Genomic DNA, 18,797 nt, shown 5'->3' with positions numbered 1-18,797 from the left:
CAGATGAAAAAAATTTCTATTCCTATCTTACCCATGTCGATTGGTAGCTCCTTCGCCACAATGAACGGCACGAGATCTTTCTTGATAGAATTATTGCCCATTCGCTCACTCGTACAGCCCACCCGCCTCGTCGCACAAGGCGCACGCGCGCGAATTCCAGCTTTCAACAGCACTTGATCGAAGATGCCTCAAGAATCGAACCTGAACCCCGTCACGCGTCCCGCACTGTCCCGCCGCTTCTCCGTGGCGCCAATGATGGACTGGACTGACCGTCACTGCCGGTACTTTCTCCGTCAGCTGTCGCGCCACGCCCTGCTCTACACCGAGATGGTCACCACCGGTGCGCTGATCCACGGTGATCGCGAGCGCTTCCTGCGCTACAGCGAATGCGAGCATCCCATCGCGTTGCAACTGGGCGGCAGCAACCCGCAGGATCTGGCCACCTGCGCGAAGATGGCCGAAGCACACGGCTATGACGAGGTGAACCTGAACGTCGGCTGCCCCAGCGACCGCGTGCAGAACAACATGATCGGCGCCTGCCTGATGGGTCACCCGGCGCTGGTGGCTGACTGCGTGAAGGCCATGCAGGACGCCGTAAGCATCCCGGTGACGGTCAAGCACCGCATCGGCATCAACGGCCGTGACAGCTATGCCGAGCTGTGCGACTTCGTCGGTCAGGTGCGCGAGGCCGGCTGCCGCAGCTTCACCGTGCATGCTCGCATCGCCATTCTCGAAGGCCTGTCGCCGAAGGAAAACCGCGAGATCCCGCCGCTACGCTACGACGTGGCCGCGCAGCTCAAGCAGGATTTCCCGGATCTGGAGATCATTCTCAACGGCGGCATCAAGACTCTGGAGGAATGCGAGCAACACCTGCAGACCTTCGATGGCGTGATGCTCGGCCGCGAGGCCTATCACAACCCCTATCTGCTGGCGCAGGTGGACAGCCGCCTGTTCGGCAGCGCGGACGCCGGCATCACCCGCATGGACGCCCTGCTCGCGCTGAAACCCTACGTCGAGCAGCACCTGCGCGAAGGCGGCACGCTGCATCATGTCAGCCGTCATGTGCTGGGGCTGGCTCAGGGTTTCCCAGGTGCGCGGCGCTTCCGTCAGTTGCTGTCGGTAGACATTCACAAGGTGCAGGATCCGCTGGGTCTACTCGACCAGGCAGCCGATCTGCTACGCGGGCATTAAGCCCGAGCGCTCAGGCGATAGCGACTGCGCCCGGTGGTCTGCACCAGGCCGTTTTCTTCCATGCGGCGCAGCACCTGGCGCACGCTGACCAGCGACAGCGGCTCGCCAGCCTCGCTCAGTTGTCGGTGCAACTCGCGCGCCGATACGCCCTGCTCGTCGTTGGCGCTGCACAGCGCCTCCACTACCTTGAGGCGCGGCATGCTGAAACGCAGCCCGACGGCCTGCAACCACTCACGGCACTGGCGTGCATCCGGCCCTGCAGAAACTGAACGAGAAGGCAGGCTTTGGGTCGACATATTCGGGCTCCTTGGCGGCTCGTCTAAAGTCGGACTCCACCGACTCCGGCGCATTTCGATGCGCCGTCATAGATAAAGACGAACGAGCCGACAAAAACCTCAGCTCTGAAAAGGTAAATTTTGTCAGTGACCCGACCGTTGAGCGCCTTCGGCACCTCGGGTAAGGTCATGCCACCTGCAACGACAAGGCCTCGTCATGACCTCCAAGCTGGAACAACTCAAGCAGTTCACCACCGTGGTTGCCGACACCGGCGACCTAGACGCCATCGCCCGCCTGCAACCGGTGGATGCCACTACCAACCCCTCGCTGCTGCTCAAGGCCGCCGCCCTGCCCCGCTACGCCGACCTGCTGCGCCAGGCGATCGATGCTGGCAAGGGAGATCAGGGCCTGGCCTGCGATCATTTCGGGGTAGCCGTCGGCCAGGAGATTCTCAAGGTCATTCCCGGGCGCATCTCCACCGAAGTCGATGCACGCCTTTCGTTCGACACCGATGCCACCTTGCTCCGTGCCGAACGCCTGATCGGCCTTTATGAGCGAGCCGGCATCGGCCGCGACCGCGTACTGATCAAGATCGCCGCTACCTGGGAAGGCATCCGCGCCGCCGAGCAACTGGAAAAAGCCGGCGTACAGACCAACCTAACCCTGCTGTTCGCTTTCGCCCAGGCGCAGGCCTGCGCCGATGCCGGCGTGTTCCTCATCTCGCCTTTCGTTGGCCGCATCTACGACTGGTACAAGAAGGCCGAGGGCCGTGACTTCGCGGGCAGCGAAGATCCGGGCGTGCAGTCGGTCTCGCGCATCTATGACTATTACAAGGCCAACGGCTACGACACCGTGGTGATGGGGGCGAGCTTCCGTAACCTCGGCCAGATCGAGGCACTGGCCGGCTGCGACCGCCTGACCATCAGCCCCGAACTGCTGCAGAAACTAGCCGAGGACGATGGCCAGCTGAATCGGCAGTTGCGGCCCGGCGCCGCCGGTGAGCCTCGCCAGAGCCTCAACGAAGGCACCTTCCGCTGGGCCTTGAACGAAGACGCCATGGCCACCGAGAAACTGGCCGAGGGCATCCGCCTGTTCGCCCGCGATCAGGAAAAGCTCGAAGCACTGCTGGCCGCCAAGGCCTGAACGAAAAGGGGCGCCAGCCAAGCTGACGCCCCCTTTCAATTCTACAAAGCCTGATCGAGAACTCAGTGCCGTTCGAGCGCACTGACCAGGTCGTGAAACGCCTCACGGTTGGAGTCGTTGAGCCCCATCAGAATGCGGTGCGCTTCCAGCACCTTGGCCTTGACCACTTCTTCGGACTGATCCTGCGACGGCAGGTCGTCCAGGCATTCCGGGCATGGAATCGGCCGATCGACGATATTGAACACCTGATCGAAGCCCATGGACTCCAGCAGGCGGGTAATGTCGTCGTGAGTGGTGACAACGGTCGGCAACAGGCCAACCTTCTGCCGCGACAAAATGGACAATTTCGCCAGCAAACCAAGCGTAGTACTGTCGATACTGCGCGTTTCGGTCAGGTCGATGACGATGGCCGAAAAATTCAACGCGGTAAAAATCTTTTCAATCGTGGCATCCAGTGCTGAACACAGGGTCAGACGGACTTCACCGACGAACTTCAGGACGAATGTTCCATCCTGCTCGGCAAATTGGATGCGACCGGGGCTTATCCCAGGGTTCATGCAAGGTTCCTGCTCAACACCAGCAAGGCGATATCATCCGGCATCTCGCCCAGATTGGCCAGACCGAGAACTTGACGCAAACCGCTCAGCGTACCGCCAGCCTGGCTAACCAGTTGTGGCAACGCCAATTCCTTCTCTTTCAAGGTATCACCCGGTAACAGATCGAGAATGCCGTCCGAAAGCAGAGTCAGGCTGAACGACTCAGGCAGCTCCATCACCAGATCGCCGTATTCGGCTTCGGCGAACAGGCCGACCGGCAGGCCGCGGCCCTCCAGGTAACGCGCCTGGCCATTCTCGAACAGCACCGGTAGCGGTAGGTGTCCGCCGATACTGTAGGTGAGCATGCCGCTCTGATCGTCGATCACCCCGCCGAGCATGGTCACATGCTTGCCCAGCTTGCAGTTGATCAGGCCGCGGTTGATGTGACCGAGAACATCGGAAGGCTTGAATTCAGGCAACGTGCCGTTGCGCCGCCACTCGTAGAGCAGCCGGGTGGTCATGAACTTGAGCAGCACGGTGACGAATGCCGAGGAGGCGCCGTGACCGGAAACATCGGCCAGGTAGAAGGCGATGCGCCGCTCATCGATACGGAAGTAATCGACGAAGTCGCCGGACAGGTACAGCGACGGAATGATCTGGTGCGCGAAATTCAAGCCTTCAGCCTGCCAGGGCGTCACCGGCAGCATGTTCATCTGCACCTGGCGGCCAGCGTTCTGGTCTTCCTGCAGCAGATGCAGGCTGGCCTGAAGCTCACGATTGGCCGCCTCGAGCTTTTCGCGGTAACGCTGGTTCTCGACGCGCAGCCGTGCGCGATCCAGCGCGCGGCGCACCGAATGCTCCAGCACGGCGAGATCTTCAAGGGGTTTGATCAGGTAGTCGGCAGCACCGAGACGCAAGGCTTCGACGGCGTCGTTCATCACGCCGGCGCCGGAAACCACGATCACCGGGACTTCAACGCCGAGCGCATTGATACGCCGGATCAGTTCAAGACCGTCGACCTGCGGCATGCGCAGGTCGCAGATCATCAGGTCGGGGCCTTCCTGCTGGAACATCTCCAGCCCCTGCAAACCGTTGTTGGCCTGCAGCACCTTGAAGCCGCTGTCCTCGAGGTAGGCCGCGAGGCTTGCACGCACGACATCGTCGTCGTCGATGATCAGCAAAGTGGCACTGGTTTTGTGCATGGGGTATCCAGGCAAACTGCGCCAGGGCAATTTTGGTCACTGCCCGTGGCGCGGCGCCGCATCAATGGCGTCAGGGGCGATTTCAAGGGGCAGACGGTACTCCCATCTGCCGGCCGATTCAAGCCGGGACCGGTCGTCGTTCGGCGGCTTTACAGGTCAAATCGACGAGAGTTATAAGGGCCGCGGGAGAGTTCATAAGAAGAGGCAGGATCCATGAGTCAGAATGATCGAGCGTACAGCGAGAAGCGCGACTACATCCGCATGCGACTGGAAGCAGCAGTCGTCCTCCATCACGCTGGCCGGGAATTTCCTGCACTGTGCCTGGATCTCTCCAGTACCGGTATGCAAATCGAGGCCGAAGTGGCCTTGAGCATGGGTGACAAGGTCAAGGTTCACATTCCCTCCGAGCACAGCGAGCTGGCCGGTCTCGATGCCCAGGCCGAGGTGGTCCGGGTAAGCGATTTGGGCGACGGTCGGCAGGCGCTGGGCCTGGCGATCATCTCCATGAGCTGAAATCTGCATTTACGAAAAAGGCGGCCTCGAGGGCCGCCTTTTTCGTATCTACGGGGTGCTGCTTACGCAGCGATGAGCTCATCAGATGCTTAGAAATCGTCTTCGACCTGCCCATCCTTGATCTTGTACTCGCGGCTCTGCAGGTAGGCGTTGCGGATGAAGATGTACTTGTCGCCGCTGATCAGGCGCTCGGCCTGCAGCAAATTGGCCCGGGTGTCGATGACCTGGACGCCACGGGTGACGTTACGGGTCGGCACGTGATCCATGTACGGATACGGGGTCAGCAAGCTGTCCGGTACTCGCCCGGCAGCATCGCGCACAGTGCTCGGGCCGAGGAACGGGATCACCAGGTACGGGCCGCTATCCAGGCCCCAGACGCCGAGGGTCTGACCGAAATCTTCGTTGTTCTTCTGCAGCCCCATGTGCTTGGCCACATCGAAGAAGCCCAGCAGGCCGAAGGTGGTGTTGAAGATCAGGCGACCGGTATCGACACCGGCGTTATGCAGCTTGCCTTGCAGCAGGTTGTTGGCCAGGTTGCCGACGTCGCCGATATTGCCGAAGACGTTGTGCACGCCGTCCTCGAGAAACTGCGGCGTAACCGCACGGTAACCCTGCGCCACAGGCTTAAGCGCATAGGTATCGAGGGTATCGTTGAAACGAAAGATTGGGCGATTGAAGCCCTCCCAAGGATCGTCCTCCGAAGCGGCCTGGCCCATCGCAGGCAGCAGGCTCAGGCCAACCAGGGCCATCAGGCCACCCAGGCGCGCGATCCAGCGAGCACCGATCACATGCATTGAAGTCTCTCCTTGAGGGAAATAAGGTGGCCACCGCCAGCGGCCCGAAGGCCGCGTAGTATAAAGCCTGAAGCCTGTATTGGGCAGCATAGCGAAGAAAAGCGATGACCGATGAAACCTTGCTGCACACCGCACACATCCCCGTACGCTGGGGCGACATGGACAGCTATGGGCACGTCAACAACATCATCTACATGCAGTATCTGGAAGAGGCCCGCGTCGCCTGGTTCGAGCTGGCCGGCGTGGCGATGAGCAATGTGCCATTCGGTCCGGTGGTGCTGCAGACCCAGCACACCTACCTCAAACCCGTGGTGTACCCCGCCACCGTGGTGGTGCAATTGAGAGCTGGCGCAGTAGGACGCAGCAGTGTCGTGATCGAGCATCGCCTGAGTACGGTCGAGGATCCGCTGACGAGCTACGGCGAGGGTTACTGCAAGCTGGTATGGGTCGATCACGGCAGCGGCAAGTCGGTGGCGCTGCCCGAGCATGTGCGCGCCCTGTTCGGCGTCATCTGACAGTCATCTTTCGGTCATCCGCAGGCGCTAGATTGGCCTAGGCCATTGCCACGGATGATCCCATGCCCTTCTCCTGCACTGCCCTGATCTTTCAACTGTCCGGCTGCCTGGTCGACTTCGGTGCCCGCACGCTGCCTGTCGCACTGCAGCGGCTGCACCCCGAACACGCCGGCAAGCCCGTCTCGGGCACCCCTCAACAGGCGCTGGAAGCCTGCCTGGGCAAACCAGCAACTGCCGGGCAACTGCAGGCGCTGGAGCAGATCCTTGGCGAAGTCGCAGGCGCGCATACCGAACTGACCCCAGGCGCCGCACAGTTGCTGCAAATCCTGCATGGCTACGGCACCCCGTGCGCCTGGCTCGACGACCTACCAGCCGATGCCAGCCTGAGCCTGGCCCAGGCACTGCCGGCGCCCATTGAGGCGGTGATCAGCCACCAGGCCAGGCCCTGGCCAGCGCCAGATAGCTGCTGGCAGGCGCTGAGCCAATTGGGCGTCGAGCGCCTGGATGGCAGCATCGTCGTCAGCGGCAATCCTCTGCTGCTGCAGGCAGGCCTAAATGCCGGTTGCTGGACCATCGGCTTGGCCGCCTGCGGGCCACTGTGCGGCTACGCCCCGGCTGACTGGCAAGCGCTCGGTGCAAACGAGCAGGAACGCCTGCGCGCCGAGGCCACGCTGCAACTCTATCGTCTGGGTGTGCACTCGGTGGTCGATCACCTGGGCGAAATCCAGGCCAGCCTCGACGACATCGGCATACGCCGCAGCAAGGGCGAAAAGCCCTGAGCGCTTGACCGGGATCAGGCAAAGCCGGCGGGCTTGGATTAACCTTCAGATACGGCTGAAAACTTCCAGCGACACTGGGAGTCAATGTCTATGCCGATTCGACAAGGAGAGAACTCTATGCCAGCAAACGACCTGCAGCAGCAATTGGAAGCCCTCCAGCAGCACCTGGCCCAGGACACGCCGCTCAGCGAGGAAGAACGAGCATCGCTTTACCTGCTGACGCAAGAAATCGAAGTACAGCTGGCGCGCGAAGCCGCGGCGGCGCCCGACGCCACGCTGGTCGATGGCGTCAATCTGGCTGTGGAACGTTTCGAAGCCAGTCATCCCACCCTCGCCGGCACCCTGCGCAACATCATGCAGAGCCTGGCCAATATGGGTATCTGATGCTCTATCGCGGATAGAGCCCAAGCACTCAAGCAAATGCCGCCAAATGGCGGCATTTTTCTTGGATCACTGCCGCGCCAGGCGAGCATTGTCCGGGGTGATCGCCTCGGTGCTGCGGTAGGGGTTGATATCCAACCCGCCGCGGCGCACATAGCGCGCATAGACGGTGAGTGTCTGCGGCTGCAGCAGTCGCTGCAGATCAAGGAAGATGCGCTCGACGCACTGCTCATGGAAGTCCGCGTGCTGGCGGAAGCTCACCAGATAGGCCAGCAGGCTGGCGTGGTCCAGCGCGGCGCCATGATACTCGACCACCAGGCTGCCCCAGTCCGGCTGGCCGGTGACCGGGCAGTTGGACTTGAGCAGGTGGCTGTGCAGGCTCTCTTCCACCAGCCGACCAGCATCGCAGCGCAGCAGTTCGGGTTGCGGGTGATCGTACTGGCTGACGCTGACTTCCAGCTCATCGATGCACTGCCCCGGCAGCGTCGCCACGCCCTCTGCGGACACCTCACTCAGCGAACGCAGACGCACCGCCACCGGCTTGCCGGCTACAGCGGACAGATCTCGAACCAAGGTGGCCTGCAACTCGTCCCAACTGGCGAAAGCCGACTGGTTCAGCGAGTTGAGGTAAAGCTTGAAGGACTTCGATTCGATGATGTTCGGCGAGTCGGCAGGAATGGCGAACTCACCGATGGCCACAACCGGCTTGCCGGACGGCAGCAGCCAGGACAGCTCGTAGCAGTTCCAGTAGTCCACGCCCTGATACGGCAGGTTGGCGCCATCCAGGCCCAGCTCCGCCCATTTGGTGGTACGCGAGATGGGGAACAACAGCTCGGGACTGTACTCGGCGATGTACTGGCTGGACTTGCCCAGCGGGGAATGTTCGGCGGGGTGCTGCATGGCGCGCAATCCAGTGTGGCGAAAAACCGCGCGAGTTTAGCGGGTTGACCGCCGCGCCGCACGCGTGAAGCACTACGCCGGCCACCTGTAGGAGGGAGCTCTGCTCGCGAAACGTCTTACAGCCAGAAGCTTCGCGAGTAGAGCTCACTCCTACCACAGTAATCAGTCGCTAAGCGCCGTGGAAGGGCTCTACCCGCGACAGCATCAAAAGCTCGCCGCTAAAGCGCCTCCTACAGGACTCAGACAGCCACCTGCTCGTCCTCGATCTTGCGCAGCGGCGCCCAGCGTCGCAGCAGCAGATATAGCGTCGGGATCACATAAAGCGTGAAGAAGGTGCCGACCAGCAGCCCGCCGACGATCACCAGGCCGATCTGCTGGCGGCTTTCGGCACCGGCGCCGGTGGCAATGGCCAAGGGCAACGAACCCAGGACCATCGCGCCGGTGGTCATCAGGATCGGCCGCAGACGCTGCACCGAGGCCTCAATCACCGACTCACGCAGTGCCCTGCCCTCACGCAGCAGATGATTGGCGAACTCGACGATCAGGATGCCGTGCTTGGTGATCAGGCCGATCAGGGTCACCAGGCCGATCTGCGAATAGATGTTCCAGGTGCCGCCGAACAGCTTCAGCGCCAGCAAGGCGCCTGCCATCGATAGGGGCACGCTGAAGAGGATGATCAGCGGATCGCTGAAACTCTCGAACTGCGCCGCCAGCACCAGGAAGATGAAAGCCAGCGCCAGGGCGAAGATCAGCAGGATGCCCGAGCTGGACTCCTTGAAATCCCGCGAGGTGCCGGTGTAGTCGTACTGCGTCTCCGGCGGAAACACCTCACGTGCAGCCACCTCCAGATGATTCAGGGCCTCGCCCAGGGTGTAGCCGGTGCCGACGTTGGCGCTGATGGTCACCGCGCGCAACTGGTTGAAGTGGTTGAGCTCGCGCGGCGCAACCGTCTCGCGCAATTCGATCAGGTTCGACAATTGCACCATGCCGCCGTCGCGGTCACGCACGTAGACGCGATTCAGATCCTGCGGGTTGCTGCGGTCGATATCCTCCAGTTGCACCAACACGTCGTACTGCTCGCCGTTCTGCTTGAAACGGGTCACTTGGCGGCTGCCGAACAGGCTTTCCAGGCTGCGCCCGATCACCGATACATCGGTGCCAACGGCGGCGGCCTGCTCGCGATTGACGGTGATCTTGAGCTGCGGTGAGTTGAGCTTGAGGTCGCTGTCCAGCCCTTCCAGCTCCGGATAGTCGCGCATGCGCTCCATCAACTGCTCGACATAGCCCTGCAGCTCGGCATATTCCATGGACGAACGGATGACGAAATTGATCGGCTGGTTGCGCGCGCTTTGCCCCAGCGGCGGGCGGTTGACCGGGGTGACGCGCATGCCGGCGATATCCTGCAGTTTCGGCAGCAATTCATTGCGGATCTCGAACTGGGTGCGCGTGCGATCGGCCCAATCTTCCAGCTTCATGAAGGAAATGCCCTGGGCCACGGTGGGGAAGCCAGCCACCACCAGATAGCGATTGGTCTCGGGGATGCTGGCATAAGCAGCCTCCACCTCGCGGGCATAGCGTGCGGTGTAGTCAATGGTGGCGCCATCGGGGCCATTGAACACGCCGACGATGGTGCCGGTGTCCTCGGTGGGCGCCAGCTCCGAACGCAAGCCGCCGAACAGCCAGGCGCAGAGCACGAAGGCGGCCAGCAGCACGCCCAACACCAGCGGCCAGGCGCGCAGGGCGCGGTCCAAGCTGTGCTTGTAGCTGTAGGTAAGACCGTTGAGGAAGCCCTCGATCAGGTTGTACACGCGACCGTGACGCTGCTCGTGCTCATGCGCTTTGAGCATGACTGCACACATCATCGGCGTCAGGGTTAGGGCCACGAAACCGGATACCAGCACCGAGCCGGCCAGGGTCCAGGCGAACTCGGTGAACAACTTGCCGGTGGTGCCCTGCATGAAGCCGATCGGGGCGAACACCGCAGCCAGGGTCAGAGTCATGGCGATCACCGCAAAGGCGATCTCGCGACTGCCTTTGAAAGCGGCCTGCACCGGCTTCATCCCCGCCTCGATATGGCGGTGGATGTTCTCCAGCATGACGATGGCGTCGTCCACCACCAGGCCGATGGCCAGGACCATGGCCAGCAACGTCAGGGTGTTGATAGTGAAGCCCATCAGCGACATCAGGGCGAAGGCGCCGATCAGCGACACCGGAATGGTCACCAGCGGGATCAGCGTGGCGCGCAGCGAGCGCAGGAAGATGAAGATGATCAGGATGACCAGCGCCACGGCTTCCCAGATGGTGGTGAAGACGTTATCGATGGACTCGCGGATGAACTGCGAGTTGTCGTTGGCCACGGTCATCTTCATGCCGTCGGGCAGCAGCGCCTTGACCTCGTCCCAGGCCGCCGCGAGGCCGTCGGAGATATCCAGCGGGTTGGCCGTCGCCTGCTTGACCAGGCCGAGGGTCACCGCCGGTAAACCGTTGAAGCGCACCACCGACCGCTCGTCGCGCGGCCCCACTTCGGCACGGCCGACGTCGGACAGACGCAGCAGATAACCTTGCGAGTCATCAAGGATCAATTCGTTGAACTGCTCCGGCGTGCGCAGATCGGTTTCCGACAACACACTGAATTCGCGCTCGCGCGACTCGATGCGACCTGCTGGAATTTCCACGTTCTGTCGGCGCAGGGCGTCTTCGACGTCCTGCACGGTGAGGTTGTGCGCGGCGAGCTTCTCCGGGTCGAGCCAGATGCGCATAGAGAAGGTACGTGCACCGCGCACCTGCACTTCCGATACGCCAGGAATGGTCTGCAGGCGATCCTTGATCACCCGCTCCAGCAGGTCGGTGATCTCCATCGCACTGTGCTGCTGGCTGTGAAAAGCGATCCACACCACCGGCTGGGCGTCGGCCTCGACCTTCTGCACGATGGGCTCGTCCACTTCATCCGGCAACAGGTTACGCACGCGACCCAGGCGATCACGTACGTCGTTGGCCGCCTCGTCGGCGCTGCGGCCGAGACGGAACTGCGCAGTGATCTGGGTGTTTTCCGCACGGCTGATGGAGGTGACGAAGTCCAGCCCCTCGATGCCGGACAGTACGTCCTCCACCGGTTGCGCCACCTGCGACTCCATGATTTCCGGGCTGGCACCGGGATAGGTGACCTGCACCGTGACGATGGGCACGTCGATATTGGGATATTCGCGCACGTTGAGGCGGTCATAGGCCATCAGGCCCAGCAGCACCACGATCAGCGACAGGACGGTGGCGAAGACCGGCCTGCGGATGCAGACGTCGGAGAGCGTCACGGCTGACGCTCCCCGCTCTTGCTGCGCACGGCAAGCCCCTCGCGCACACGCTGCCAGCCGGCGCTGATCACCGTCTCGTCACCCTGCAGACCTTCGCGCACCTCGACCAGGCCATCGAAACGCTTGCCCAACGTGATCTCGCGGCGCTCAACCTTGCCATCGACCAGCAGATTGACCAGCAGCTTGTCACCCTGCGGCATCACCGCCTCCTCAGGGATCACCAGCGCATCGGGACGCTCCTCGAGAATCACCGAAACGCGGACGAACTGGCCCGGGCGCAGACGGCGATCATCGTTGCCGATGTGTGCGCGGATCGCCTGGCTGCGCCCGGCTTCGTCCAGGCGCGGGTTGATGGCGAAGATTTCGCCGCGAAAGCGTTCGCCAGGAAAGGTGTCGAGTGTGATCTCCACGGTCTGGCCCAAGCGCACCTGGGCCACGGCCTTCTGCGGAATGCGGAAGTCGACCTTGAGCGGGTCGAGCACCTCCAGGTTGACGATGTTCTGTCCGGCGCTGAGGTAGTCGCCGACACTAGCCTGGCGCAGGCCGAGCGTGCCGTCGTAGGGCGCCTTGATCTGGGTCTTGTCGAGCCGCGCCTGAGCCAGGGCCTGGCTGGCCCGCGCAGCCTGCAACTGGCTTTGCGCCTCGTCCAGCGCCTGCGCATTGCTGGCGCCACGCTGGAACAGCATCTGCGCGCGCTGGTGATTCTTCTCGGCCAGATCGAGATTGGCTCGGGCCTGGGCGAATTCGGCGCGGGCGATGGCGTCGTCGAGACTGATCAGCAGGTCGCCAGCGGTCACCGCCTGCCCTTCACGAAAATGCAGGGAGGCCAGGCGCCCTTCCACTTCAGGACGAATCATCACCGACTCGTCGGAACGCAGCGAACCGAAGGTGATCAGCTCGTCGCGCACCTCCATCTGCCGCACCGGCACGACCTCGACCATCGGCCCCTCGGCCGCCCCTGCAGGCAACGCGCAAAAGCCCAGCAACAGCCACGGAAGCGCACGCAACAGCACGGTCATGATCAGCCCCTTCTTCTTGGTAGAGGCGGAGTCTAACCGGCTGCTGCGTCGGCGCCAGCCTTACAAGTTATTTCGCTATGTGTTGGCGTGGGCAGGCACAGGATGGGGTAGTTGCGAAGAGGGTTTATCGGTGTTCAGCGATGTAGACAGTGCCCGGCAGAATCGCGGCTGAAGCCGCTCCCACGGAATCGTGAAACCTGTAGGAGCGGCTTCAGCCGCGATGCTTTCGAAGCGCCCGGATTGCGCCCCGGATTGCGTCCGGGCTACGCGATCAGGCGAAGAAATCCCTCATCGCGGCACGTCACTGGCGCATGCCGCGACCGCTGACCAGCAGGCGAATGCACAGGGTATAGAGCGCGGCGGTCGCCAGCAGCATGAAGCCGATGGCCACGCCGATGCGGATGTCGGACACCCCGAGAATGCCGTAGCGGAAGGCGTTGACCATATGCAGGATGGGGTTGCCCATCGACACCGTCTGCCAGAACGGCGGCAGCAGGGTAATGGAGTAGAACACTCCGCCCAGGTAGGTCAGCGGCGTCAGCACGAAGGTAGGGACGATCGAAATGTCGTCGAAGTTGCGCGCATAGACCGCGTTGACGAAGCCGCCGAGGGAGAAGATGGTCGCCGTCAGCAACACCACCAGTACGGTCACGCCTAGGTGATGCACCTGCAGATGGGTGAAGAACAGCGACAGGATGGTGACGATCACACCCACCGCCAGGCCGCGCAGCACGCCGCCGACGACGAAGCCGATGAGGATGGTGTGCGGCGACACCGGCGAAACCAGCAACTCCTCGACGTTGCGCTGGAACTTGCTGCCGAAGAAGCTCGACACCACGTTGCCGTAGCTGTTGGTGATCACCGACATCATGATCAGCCCCGGCACGATGTACTCCATGTAGGTGAAGCCGCCCATGTCGCCGATCTGCCGGCCGATCAGGTTACCGAAGATGACGAAGTACAGGACCATGGTGATCGCCGGCGGCAGCAGGGTCTGCGGCCAGATACGCACGAAACGGCGCACCTCGCGATGGACGATGGTACGCAGGGCGACCAGGTTGGCAGCGAACTCGCTGTTGAGGTACTGGGTATTCATTGCGCCACCTTGGCCAGGTTCTTTTCCACCAGGGAGACGAACAGCTCCTCCAGGCGATTGGTCTTGTTACGCAGGCTCAGCACCTGCACCTGCTGCTGCGCCAGTTGCTGGAACAGCGCATTGAGGCCCTGGCTCTTCTCCACCTGCACTTCCAGGGTGTGGTGATCGAGCAGGCGCGCCGGATAGCCGATCAGGTTCGGCGCCTCGCTGTAGGAGTCCTTCAGATCGAGCAGGAAGGTCTCGACATGCAGTTTTTTAAGCAGGTCCTTCATGCTGCTCAGCTCGACGATGCGGCCGTGGTCGATGATGCCGATGTTGCGGCACAGCTGCTCGGCCTCCTCCAGGTAGTGGGTGGTGAGGATGATGGTGATGCCCTGCCTGTTCAGGTCGGTGAGGAAGCTCCACATCGACCGGCGCAGCTCGATATCCACCCCGGCGGTGGGCTCGTCGAGAATCAGCAGGCGCGGCTGATGCACCAGGGCGCGGGCGATCATCAGGCGGCGCTTCATGCCGCCGGACAGCTCGCGCGAAGCGACGTCGCGCTTTTCCCACAGGCCGAGCTGGGTCAGGTACTGCTCGGCGCGCTCCTTGGCGATCGAACGCGGAATGCCGTAGTAGCCAGCCTGGGTGACGACGATATCGAACACCTTCTCGAACTGGTTGAAGTTGAATTCCTGCGGCACCACACCCAGGCAGCGCTTGAGCGCATAAGGCTCGCGGTCGAGGTCATGGCCGAACACGCTGACCGTGCCGCTGCTCTTGTTCACCAGGGTGGAGAGGATGCCGATTGTGGTGGATTTGCCGGCGCCGTTGGGGCCGAGCAAAGCGAAGAAATCACCTTCGGCGACGTCCAGATCGATGCCGTGCAGGGCCTGGAAGCCGTTTCCGTAGGTCTTGGTCAACTGGCGAATGGTCAGGGCGGAGCTCATGAAGATGGGATTTCCCGCGCGAGAGTGAAGTCTTTATAGATGTGGGCGAAGACGCTCGATTGCAACCGCGTGTTTCGCCCACTCTGTGCTGGCATGCACCCTACCGACCCTGACGCGCAGAAAAAAGACCATCCTGGCGATGTTGATTATCGACTTAGTCGATAACGGCCTCACGCTGCATATCGCCACTGAGCTGCAGGGCGCCTGCCTCGAACAGATGCGGATAGCAGCCCCGCAGATGCGCGAAGAACAGCTGCTCCGGCAGATCCTCGAACTGGCCGTGATCCTGCAGGTACTCCATATAGCGCTCGCCCCGCTCGTTGTAGGGATGAAAGACGCTGTCATGCACGCCATCGAATTCCAACGGCGCCACCTTGAATACGCGGCACAGCGCCTCGTTGAACGCAGGCGTGGCCTTGACCCAGCGCCCGTCCAGGTAAAGCTCGGTGTAGCCGTGCATGGCGAACACCTCACTGCGCAGCAACTCCAGCAGGCGCGGCGTCGACAGGTGATTGCGCACATCGGCCAGGCCGATACGCGCGGGAATGCCGCAATACCTTGCGCATGCCGCGAGCAGATTGGCTTTGGGCACGCAGTAAGACTCCCCGGCCGTCAGCGCGTGGCTGGCCTTCAGCGTCTGCGCATCGAGGCTGAAGGCATAGGGGTTGTAACGAATCTCGTCACGCACCGCCAGATACAGGGCCACGGCCTGACTGATTGGTTCTCGTGAGGCGCCACGCCAACGTTCGGCGAACTCGACTACCAATGGATGGTCACTGTCAATGAAGCGGCCGGGGCGAAGATAGATCTGCATGACGGGGCTCCTGAAGTTCGCTTCAGTCTAATCCGCCGATTGCGCGATGCTCACGACGATCCGGCCAAGCTCACCGCCCCTCTCGCCATTTATGGCTATGCTCGGGGCGTCGCCCGCTCGAATCATGGAGGAATGCACATGCTCGTCATCTGGTTGCTGGTGCTGCTGTTCGGGGTCATCTACCTGGCCCATAGTCGTACCGCCGCCCGCCCCGCCCTCGGCATCACCGCGGCCTACCTGGTGGCCATGGCCCTGTTCAGCCCAGTACCTGGCTGGCTGCAACTGCTGCTATGGATCATCACAGGCGCAGTCGCTGCCTTCATCCTGCTTGGTGATCTGCGCCGGCAGTTGTTCACCGGCCCGATGTTCGCCTGGTTCCAGCGCGTGTTACCGCCGATGTCGGCCACCGAACGCGACGCCATCGAAGCCGGCACCGTGTGGTGGGATGGTGAGCTGTTCAGTGGCAAACCGGATTGGGACAAGCTGCTGGCCTACCCCAAGGCCAGGCTGACCGAAGAGGAACAGGCCTTCATCGACGGCCCCACCGAAGAACTCTGCGCGATGATCAGCGACTGGCAGGTCGGCCAGGAGATGGACCTGCCGGAGAAAGCCTGGGAGCACATCAAGCAACACGGCTTCTTCGCCCTGATCATTCCCAAGGAGTATGGCGGCAAGGGCTTCTCTGCCTACGCCCACTCGCAGGTGGCGATGAAGCTGGCCACACGCAGCGGCGACCTGGCCTCCACCGTGATGGTGCCCAACTCTCTCGGCCCGGCCGAGCTGCTGCTGCACTACGGCACCGAAGAGCAGCGCAATCATTACCTGCCACGCCTGGCACGCGGCGAGGACATCCCCTGCTTCGCCCTCACCGGCCCGCTGGCCGGCTCCGACGCAGGCGCCATGCCGGACACCGGCGTCATCTGCAAGGGCCAGCACAACGGCGAGGAAGTGATCGGCCTGCGCCTGAACTGGGAGAAGCGCTACATCACCCTCGGCCCGGTGGCCACCCTGCTCGGCGTGGCCTTCAAGGCCTACGACCCGGATCACCTGCTGGGCGACAAGGAAGACCTGGGCATCAGCCTGGCGCTGATCCCTACCGACACACCCGGCGTGGAGATTGGTCGTCGCCACCTGCCACTGGGCGCTGCCTTCATGAACGGGCCGAACTCGGGCAAGGACGTGTTCATTCCCCTCGACTACCTGATCGGCGGGCCGGATTACCTCGGCAAGGGCTGGATGATGTTGATGAACTGCCTGTCGGTCGGTCGCTCCATCTCACTGCCCGCCGTCGGCACCGGCGCGGCCAAGTTCACCAGCCTCGCCACCGGCCAGTACGCCCAGCTGCGTGAGCAGTTCAACGTGCCGCTGGCCGCATTCGAAGGCATCCAGGAAGCACTGGCACGCATCGGCGGCAACGCCTGGCTGATGGACAGCGCGCGCATCCTCACCGCCAATGCCGTCGACCTGGGCGAGAAGCCCTCGGTGCTGTCGGCGGTGCTCAAGTACCACCTGACCGAACGCGGTCGCGAGTGCATCACCCACGCCATGGACGTGCACGGCGGCAAGGGCATCATCATGGGCCCGAACAACTACCTGGCCCGTTCCTGGCAGGGCGCGCCGATCTTCATCACCGTCGAGGGCGCCAACATCCTCTCGCGCAACCTCATGATCTTCGGCCAGGGCGCCATCCGCTGCCATCCGTACGTGCTCAGGGAAATGGCCCTGGCCGACCGCGAGGACAAGGACCAAGCGCAGGTCGAGTTCGACTCGCTGCTGATGAGCCATATCGGTTTTGCCGTCAGCAATGCGGCCAGCAGCTTCCTTCTCGGCCTGACCCTGAACCGCCTGGGCACCGTGCCGGGTGACGACCTCAGCCAGCCCTACTACCGCGCCCTCAACCGCCTGGCCGCGGCCTTCGCCCTGTGCGCCGACAGCAGCATGATGCTGCTCGGCGGTGACCTGAAGCGTCGCGAGCGCCTGTCTGCGCGCCTGGGTGACGTGCTCAGCCACCTTTACCTGGGCTCGGCGGCGCTCAAGCGCTACCACGACCTGGACTACCAGGAATCCGTCAGGCCGATGCTGTGCTGGGCCATGGAGGAAAACCTCTATCATGCCGAGCAGGCACTCGATGACCTGCTAAGCAACTTCCCCAACCGCCTGTTCGGTTGCCTGCTCAAGGTGCTGGTGTTCCCGCTGGGCCGTCGTCACCAGGGGCCGAGCGATGAGCTGGACGCCGAAGTGGCCGCGATCATCGGCCGCCAGGCTGGCGACCCGGCACTGGAATCGGTGCTCGAAGGCTGCTACCGCCCACAAGCCGATCAGGATTCGGTCGGCGCCCTCCAGCATGCGCTGAACCTGGTACAGGCCAGCCACGATGCACGCAAGCGCCTGCACCAGGCGCTCAAGGACGGCAGCCTGCAACCGGCGCCGGGCCAGGACGCCATCGCAGCAGCGATCGCTGCCGGCATTCTCGATGGCGAGCAGGGGCAAAGCCTGCAAGCAGCCGAAGCGGCGCGCCGCCGGGTGATCGATGTCGATGACTTCGCCAAGGAAGAGCTCACGCTGGCGAGTGGCAAGGTGCGCTGACGCAAACGGCTAGCGGGAGGGGCTTTACCGCGACTCAAGAAGCTCGCGGCTACGACTGCAGGGATGCAGGAGGTAGAGCGAAGCAGGATGCCCGAGCCGAAAGCCCCTCCCACGAAGGCCAGCTATGCAGGACAGCGGGCGCCAGGAACTCTATACTCCTGCGCCCGTTTTGCCTTCAGGACACTGCACCATGGCCAGCCATCTGGAACACCACCTCGCCCTGCTCAGCCACCTGCGCGGCATTCTCGTCGCCCTGGGCGAAGCCGAACAGGTGCTCGACGACAGCCATGCCCTGTTCCTCGAGCGCTACGACGAGCTGCTCGCAGAACTGCCGCGTGATCCGGTATCCAGCCAGTATCTGGGCCAGGACCTGATCAGCCAGGTATTCCATCGCTACCCGCAGATCGCCCATCTGGTACCGCGCGACCTGCTGTGGTTCTTCGGCGGCGATTGCCTGCACTTCATGCCGGACGAGGAAATCGCCCTGTACCAGACCCTCGATGAACGTCGCTTCGAAGCCGAAGAGAACGACGAGCCGTTCGACTGGAACCAGGAAAAACAGTTGCTGGCCCTACCCACCGACGGCGCCAAGCACTGATCGGCCAATAGACGAAGGCCCGCACGGTAAACCGGCGGGCCTTTAGATTTGCCTTTGCAAACGACAGAAACGAAAACGCCGCTCAGATGAGCGGCGTTTTCGTTTATTTGGAGCGGGAAACGAGACTCGAACTCGCGACCCCGACCTTGGCAAGGTCGTGCTCTACCAACTGAGCTATTCCCGCAGTACAACTTGAAGTGGCGTCCCCTAGGGGACT

The 18,797-nt window shown here is 62.7% G+C and carries 17 protein-coding genes, 1 tRNA gene and 1 pseudogene; 8 read left to right on the top strand and 11 right to left on the bottom strand.

Annotated features, from left to right (window positions below):
* Nucleotides 1-194 precede the first annotated feature (194 nt).
* Nucleotides 195-1,191: pseudogene (gene dusA, locus B2U07_RS22455) on the top strand (tRNA dihydrouridine(20/20a) synthase DusA).
* Here the strand turns inward: dusA and B2U07_RS22450 are convergent.
* Entirely contained in the window at nt 1,188-1,487 is a 300-nt protein-coding gene (locus B2U07_RS22450; RefSeq protein WP_275546088.1) for a transcriptional repressor, read from the bottom strand. The pseudogene dusA and the gene B2U07_RS22450 sit on opposite strands and share 4 nt — an antisense overlap.
* Nucleotides 1,488-1,683: 196 nt before the next feature.
* Here B2U07_RS22450 and tal point away from each other — a divergent pair, with 196 nt between their 5' ends.
* Entirely contained in the window at nt 1,684-2,610 is a 927-nt protein-coding gene (gene tal / locus B2U07_RS22445; protein WP_275546089.1) for a transaldolase, read from the top strand.
* A 62-nt stretch (nt 2,611-2,672) separates the two neighbouring features.
* Here tal and rssC read toward each other — a convergent pair whose 3' ends face one another.
* Together rssC and rssB are read right to left on the bottom strand one after the other, a co-directional pair.
* On the bottom strand, nt 2,673-3,155 hold the full coding sequence (rssC, locus tag B2U07_RS22440) for an anti-sigma factor antagonist RssC (RefSeq protein WP_024308595.1): 483 nt from the start codon (nt 3,153-3,155) through the stop codon (nt 2,673-2,675).
* An 8-nt stretch (nt 3,156-3,163) separates the two neighbouring features.
* Entirely contained in the window at nt 3,164-4,348 is a 1,185-nt protein-coding gene (rssB, locus tag B2U07_RS22435; protein WP_275546090.1) for a two-component system response regulator RssB, read from the bottom strand.
* 213 nt (nt 4,349-4,561) lie between these two features.
* Here rssB and B2U07_RS22430 point away from each other — a divergent pair, with 213 nt between their 5' ends.
* Nucleotides 4,562-4,861 (top strand): PilZ domain-containing protein, encoded by a 300-nt coding sequence (locus B2U07_RS22430; protein ID WP_197856555.1) that lies wholly within the window; start codon nt 4,562-4,564, stop codon nt 4,859-4,861.
* An 89-nt stretch (nt 4,862-4,950) separates the two neighbouring features.
* Here B2U07_RS22430 and B2U07_RS22425 read toward each other — a convergent pair whose 3' ends face one another.
* The gene (locus tag B2U07_RS22425; RefSeq protein WP_275546091.1) at nt 4,951-5,655 is read right to left on the bottom strand and encodes an MlaA family lipoprotein; all 705 of its coding nucleotides are present in this window, start codon (nt 5,653-5,655) and stop codon (nt 4,951-4,953) included.
* A 104-nt stretch (nt 5,656-5,759) separates the two neighbouring features.
* Between B2U07_RS22425 and B2U07_RS22420 the strand changes: the two genes are divergently transcribed.
* The 3 genes from B2U07_RS22420 to B2U07_RS22410 all read left to right on the top strand — a co-directional run bounded on the left by B2U07_RS22420 (nt 5,760) and on the right by B2U07_RS22410 (nt 7,333).
* Entirely contained in the window at nt 5,760-6,170 is a 411-nt protein-coding gene (locus tag B2U07_RS22420) for an acyl-CoA thioesterase (protein ID WP_197856557.1), read from the top strand.
* Between the two features lie 62 nt (nt 6,171-6,232).
* A complete protein-coding gene (locus tag B2U07_RS22415) occupies nt 6,233-6,949 on the top strand; it encodes an HAD family phosphatase (protein ID WP_296277974.1) in 717 nt (238 codons plus the stop codon).
* Nucleotides 6,950-7,066: 117 nt separating this feature from the next.
* On the top strand, nt 7,067-7,333 hold the full coding sequence (locus B2U07_RS22410) for a DUF4404 family protein (RefSeq protein ID WP_161867802.1): 267 nt from the start codon (nt 7,067-7,069) through the stop codon (nt 7,331-7,333).
* A 66-nt stretch (nt 7,334-7,399) separates the two neighbouring features.
* Here B2U07_RS22410 and queF read toward each other — a convergent pair whose 3' ends face one another.
* From queF to B2U07_RS22380, 6 genes are all read right to left on the bottom strand, one after another.
* Nucleotides 7,400-8,230 carry an NADPH-dependent 7-cyano-7-deazaguanine reductase QueF gene (gene queF / locus B2U07_RS22405; protein WP_275546093.1) on the bottom strand — a complete coding sequence of 277 codons (831 nt, stop codon included), beginning with the start codon at nt 8,228-8,230 and terminating at the stop codon, nt 7,400-7,402.
* Between the two features lie 239 nt (nt 8,231-8,469).
* Nucleotides 8,470-11,538 (bottom strand): efflux RND transporter permease subunit, encoded by a 3,069-nt coding sequence (locus tag B2U07_RS22400; protein WP_275546094.1) that lies wholly within the window; start codon nt 11,536-11,538, stop codon nt 8,470-8,472.
* Nucleotides 11,535-12,557: an efflux RND transporter periplasmic adaptor subunit gene (locus B2U07_RS22395; protein WP_197856561.1), complete on the bottom strand. Its 1,023-nt coding sequence runs from the start codon at nt 12,555-12,557 to the stop codon at nt 11,535-11,537. The genes B2U07_RS22400 and B2U07_RS22395 overlap by 4 nt, the downstream gene beginning before the upstream one ends.
* 301 nt (nt 12,558-12,858) lie before the next feature.
* Nucleotides 12,859-13,653, bottom strand: a complete 795-nt coding sequence (locus B2U07_RS22390; protein ID WP_197856562.1) for an ABC transporter permease — start codon at nt 13,651-13,653, stop codon at nt 12,859-12,861.
* Complete coding sequence (locus B2U07_RS22385) at nt 13,650-14,582, bottom strand: ABC transporter ATP-binding protein (RefSeq protein ID WP_197856563.1); 933 nt, start codon at nt 14,580-14,582, stop codon at nt 13,650-13,652. Before B2U07_RS22385 ends, B2U07_RS22390 begins: the two co-directional genes overlap by 4 nt.
* A gap of 154 nt (nt 14,583-14,736) precedes the next feature.
* A complete protein-coding gene (locus tag B2U07_RS22380) occupies nt 14,737-15,396 on the bottom strand; it encodes a transglutaminase-like domain-containing protein (RefSeq protein WP_275546095.1) in 660 nt (219 codons plus the stop codon).
* Between the two features lie 138 nt (nt 15,397-15,534).
* Between B2U07_RS22380 and B2U07_RS22375 the strand changes: the two genes are divergently transcribed.
* Together B2U07_RS22375 and B2U07_RS22370 are read left to right on the top strand one after the other, a co-directional pair.
* Nucleotides 15,535-17,982 carry an acyl-CoA dehydrogenase gene (locus B2U07_RS22375; protein WP_296277970.1) on the top strand — a complete coding sequence of 816 codons (2,448 nt, stop codon included), beginning with the start codon at nt 15,535-15,537 and terminating at the stop codon, nt 17,980-17,982.
* Between the two features lie 190 nt (nt 17,983-18,172).
* Nucleotides 18,173-18,580 (top strand): PA2817 family protein, encoded by a 408-nt coding sequence (locus B2U07_RS22370; RefSeq protein ID WP_275546097.1) that lies wholly within the window; start codon nt 18,173-18,175, stop codon nt 18,578-18,580.
* A gap of 108 nt (nt 18,581-18,688) precedes the next feature.
* Here the strand turns inward: B2U07_RS22370 and B2U07_RS22365 are convergent.
* Nucleotides 18,689-18,764, bottom strand: a tRNA-Gly gene (locus tag B2U07_RS22365).
* Between the last annotated feature and the right edge of the window lie 33 nt (nt 18,765-18,797).

This window comes from Pseudomonas sp. UBA7530 (assembly GCF_002479365.1).
In the GTDB taxonomy this organism is placed as follows: domain Bacteria; phylum Pseudomonadota; class Gammaproteobacteria; order Pseudomonadales; family Pseudomonadaceae; genus Aquipseudomonas.
Note: the sequence above shows the minus strand (reverse complement) of the source record. Positions and strands in the feature narration are given on the sequence as shown.

Coding starts and splice junctions, on each gene's coding strand:
- B2U07_RS22450 (WP_275546088.1), bottom strand. CDS start 1,487: ATGTCGACCCAAAGCCTGCCTTCTCGTTCAGTTTCTGCAGGGCCGGAT.
- tal (WP_275546089.1), top strand. CDS start 1,684: ATGACCTCCAAGCTGGAACAACTCAAGCAGTTCACCACCGTGGTTGCC.
- rssB (WP_275546090.1), bottom strand. CDS start 4,348: ATGCACAAAACCAGTGCCACTTTGCTGATCATCGACGACGACGATGTC.
- B2U07_RS22430 (WP_197856555.1), top strand. CDS start 4,562: ATGAGTCAGAATGATCGAGCGTACAGCGAGAAGCGCGACTACATCCGC.
- B2U07_RS22425 (WP_275546091.1), bottom strand. CDS start 5,655: ATGCATGTGATCGGTGCTCGCTGGATCGCGCGCCTGGGTGGCCTGATG.
- B2U07_RS22420 (WP_197856557.1), top strand. CDS start 5,760: ATGACCGATGAAACCTTGCTGCACACCGCACACATCCCCGTACGCTGG.
- B2U07_RS22415 (WP_296277974.1), top strand. CDS start 6,233: ATGCCCTTCTCCTGCACTGCCCTGATCTTTCAACTGTCCGGCTGCCTG.
- B2U07_RS22410 (WP_161867802.1), top strand. CDS start 7,067: ATGCCAGCAAACGACCTGCAGCAGCAATTGGAAGCCCTCCAGCAGCAC.
- queF (WP_275546093.1), bottom strand. CDS start 8,230: ATGCAGCACCCCGCCGAACATTCCCCGCTGGGCAAGTCCAGCCAGTAC.
- B2U07_RS22395 (WP_197856561.1), bottom strand. CDS start 12,557: ATGACCGTGCTGTTGCGTGCGCTTCCGTGGCTGTTGCTGGGCTTTTGC.
- B2U07_RS22390 (WP_197856562.1), bottom strand. CDS start 13,653: ATGAATACCCAGTACCTCAACAGCGAGTTCGCTGCCAACCTGGTCGCC.
- B2U07_RS22385 (WP_197856563.1), bottom strand. CDS start 14,582: ATGAGCTCCGCCCTGACCATTCGCCAGTTGACCAAGACCTACGGAAAC.
- B2U07_RS22380 (WP_275546095.1), bottom strand. CDS start 15,396: ATGCAGATCTATCTTCGCCCCGGCCGCTTCATTGACAGTGACCATCCA.
- B2U07_RS22375 (WP_296277970.1), top strand. CDS start 15,535: ATGCTCGTCATCTGGTTGCTGGTGCTGCTGTTCGGGGTCATCTACCTG.
- B2U07_RS22370 (WP_275546097.1), top strand. CDS start 18,173: ATGGCCAGCCATCTGGAACACCACCTCGCCCTGCTCAGCCACCTGCGC.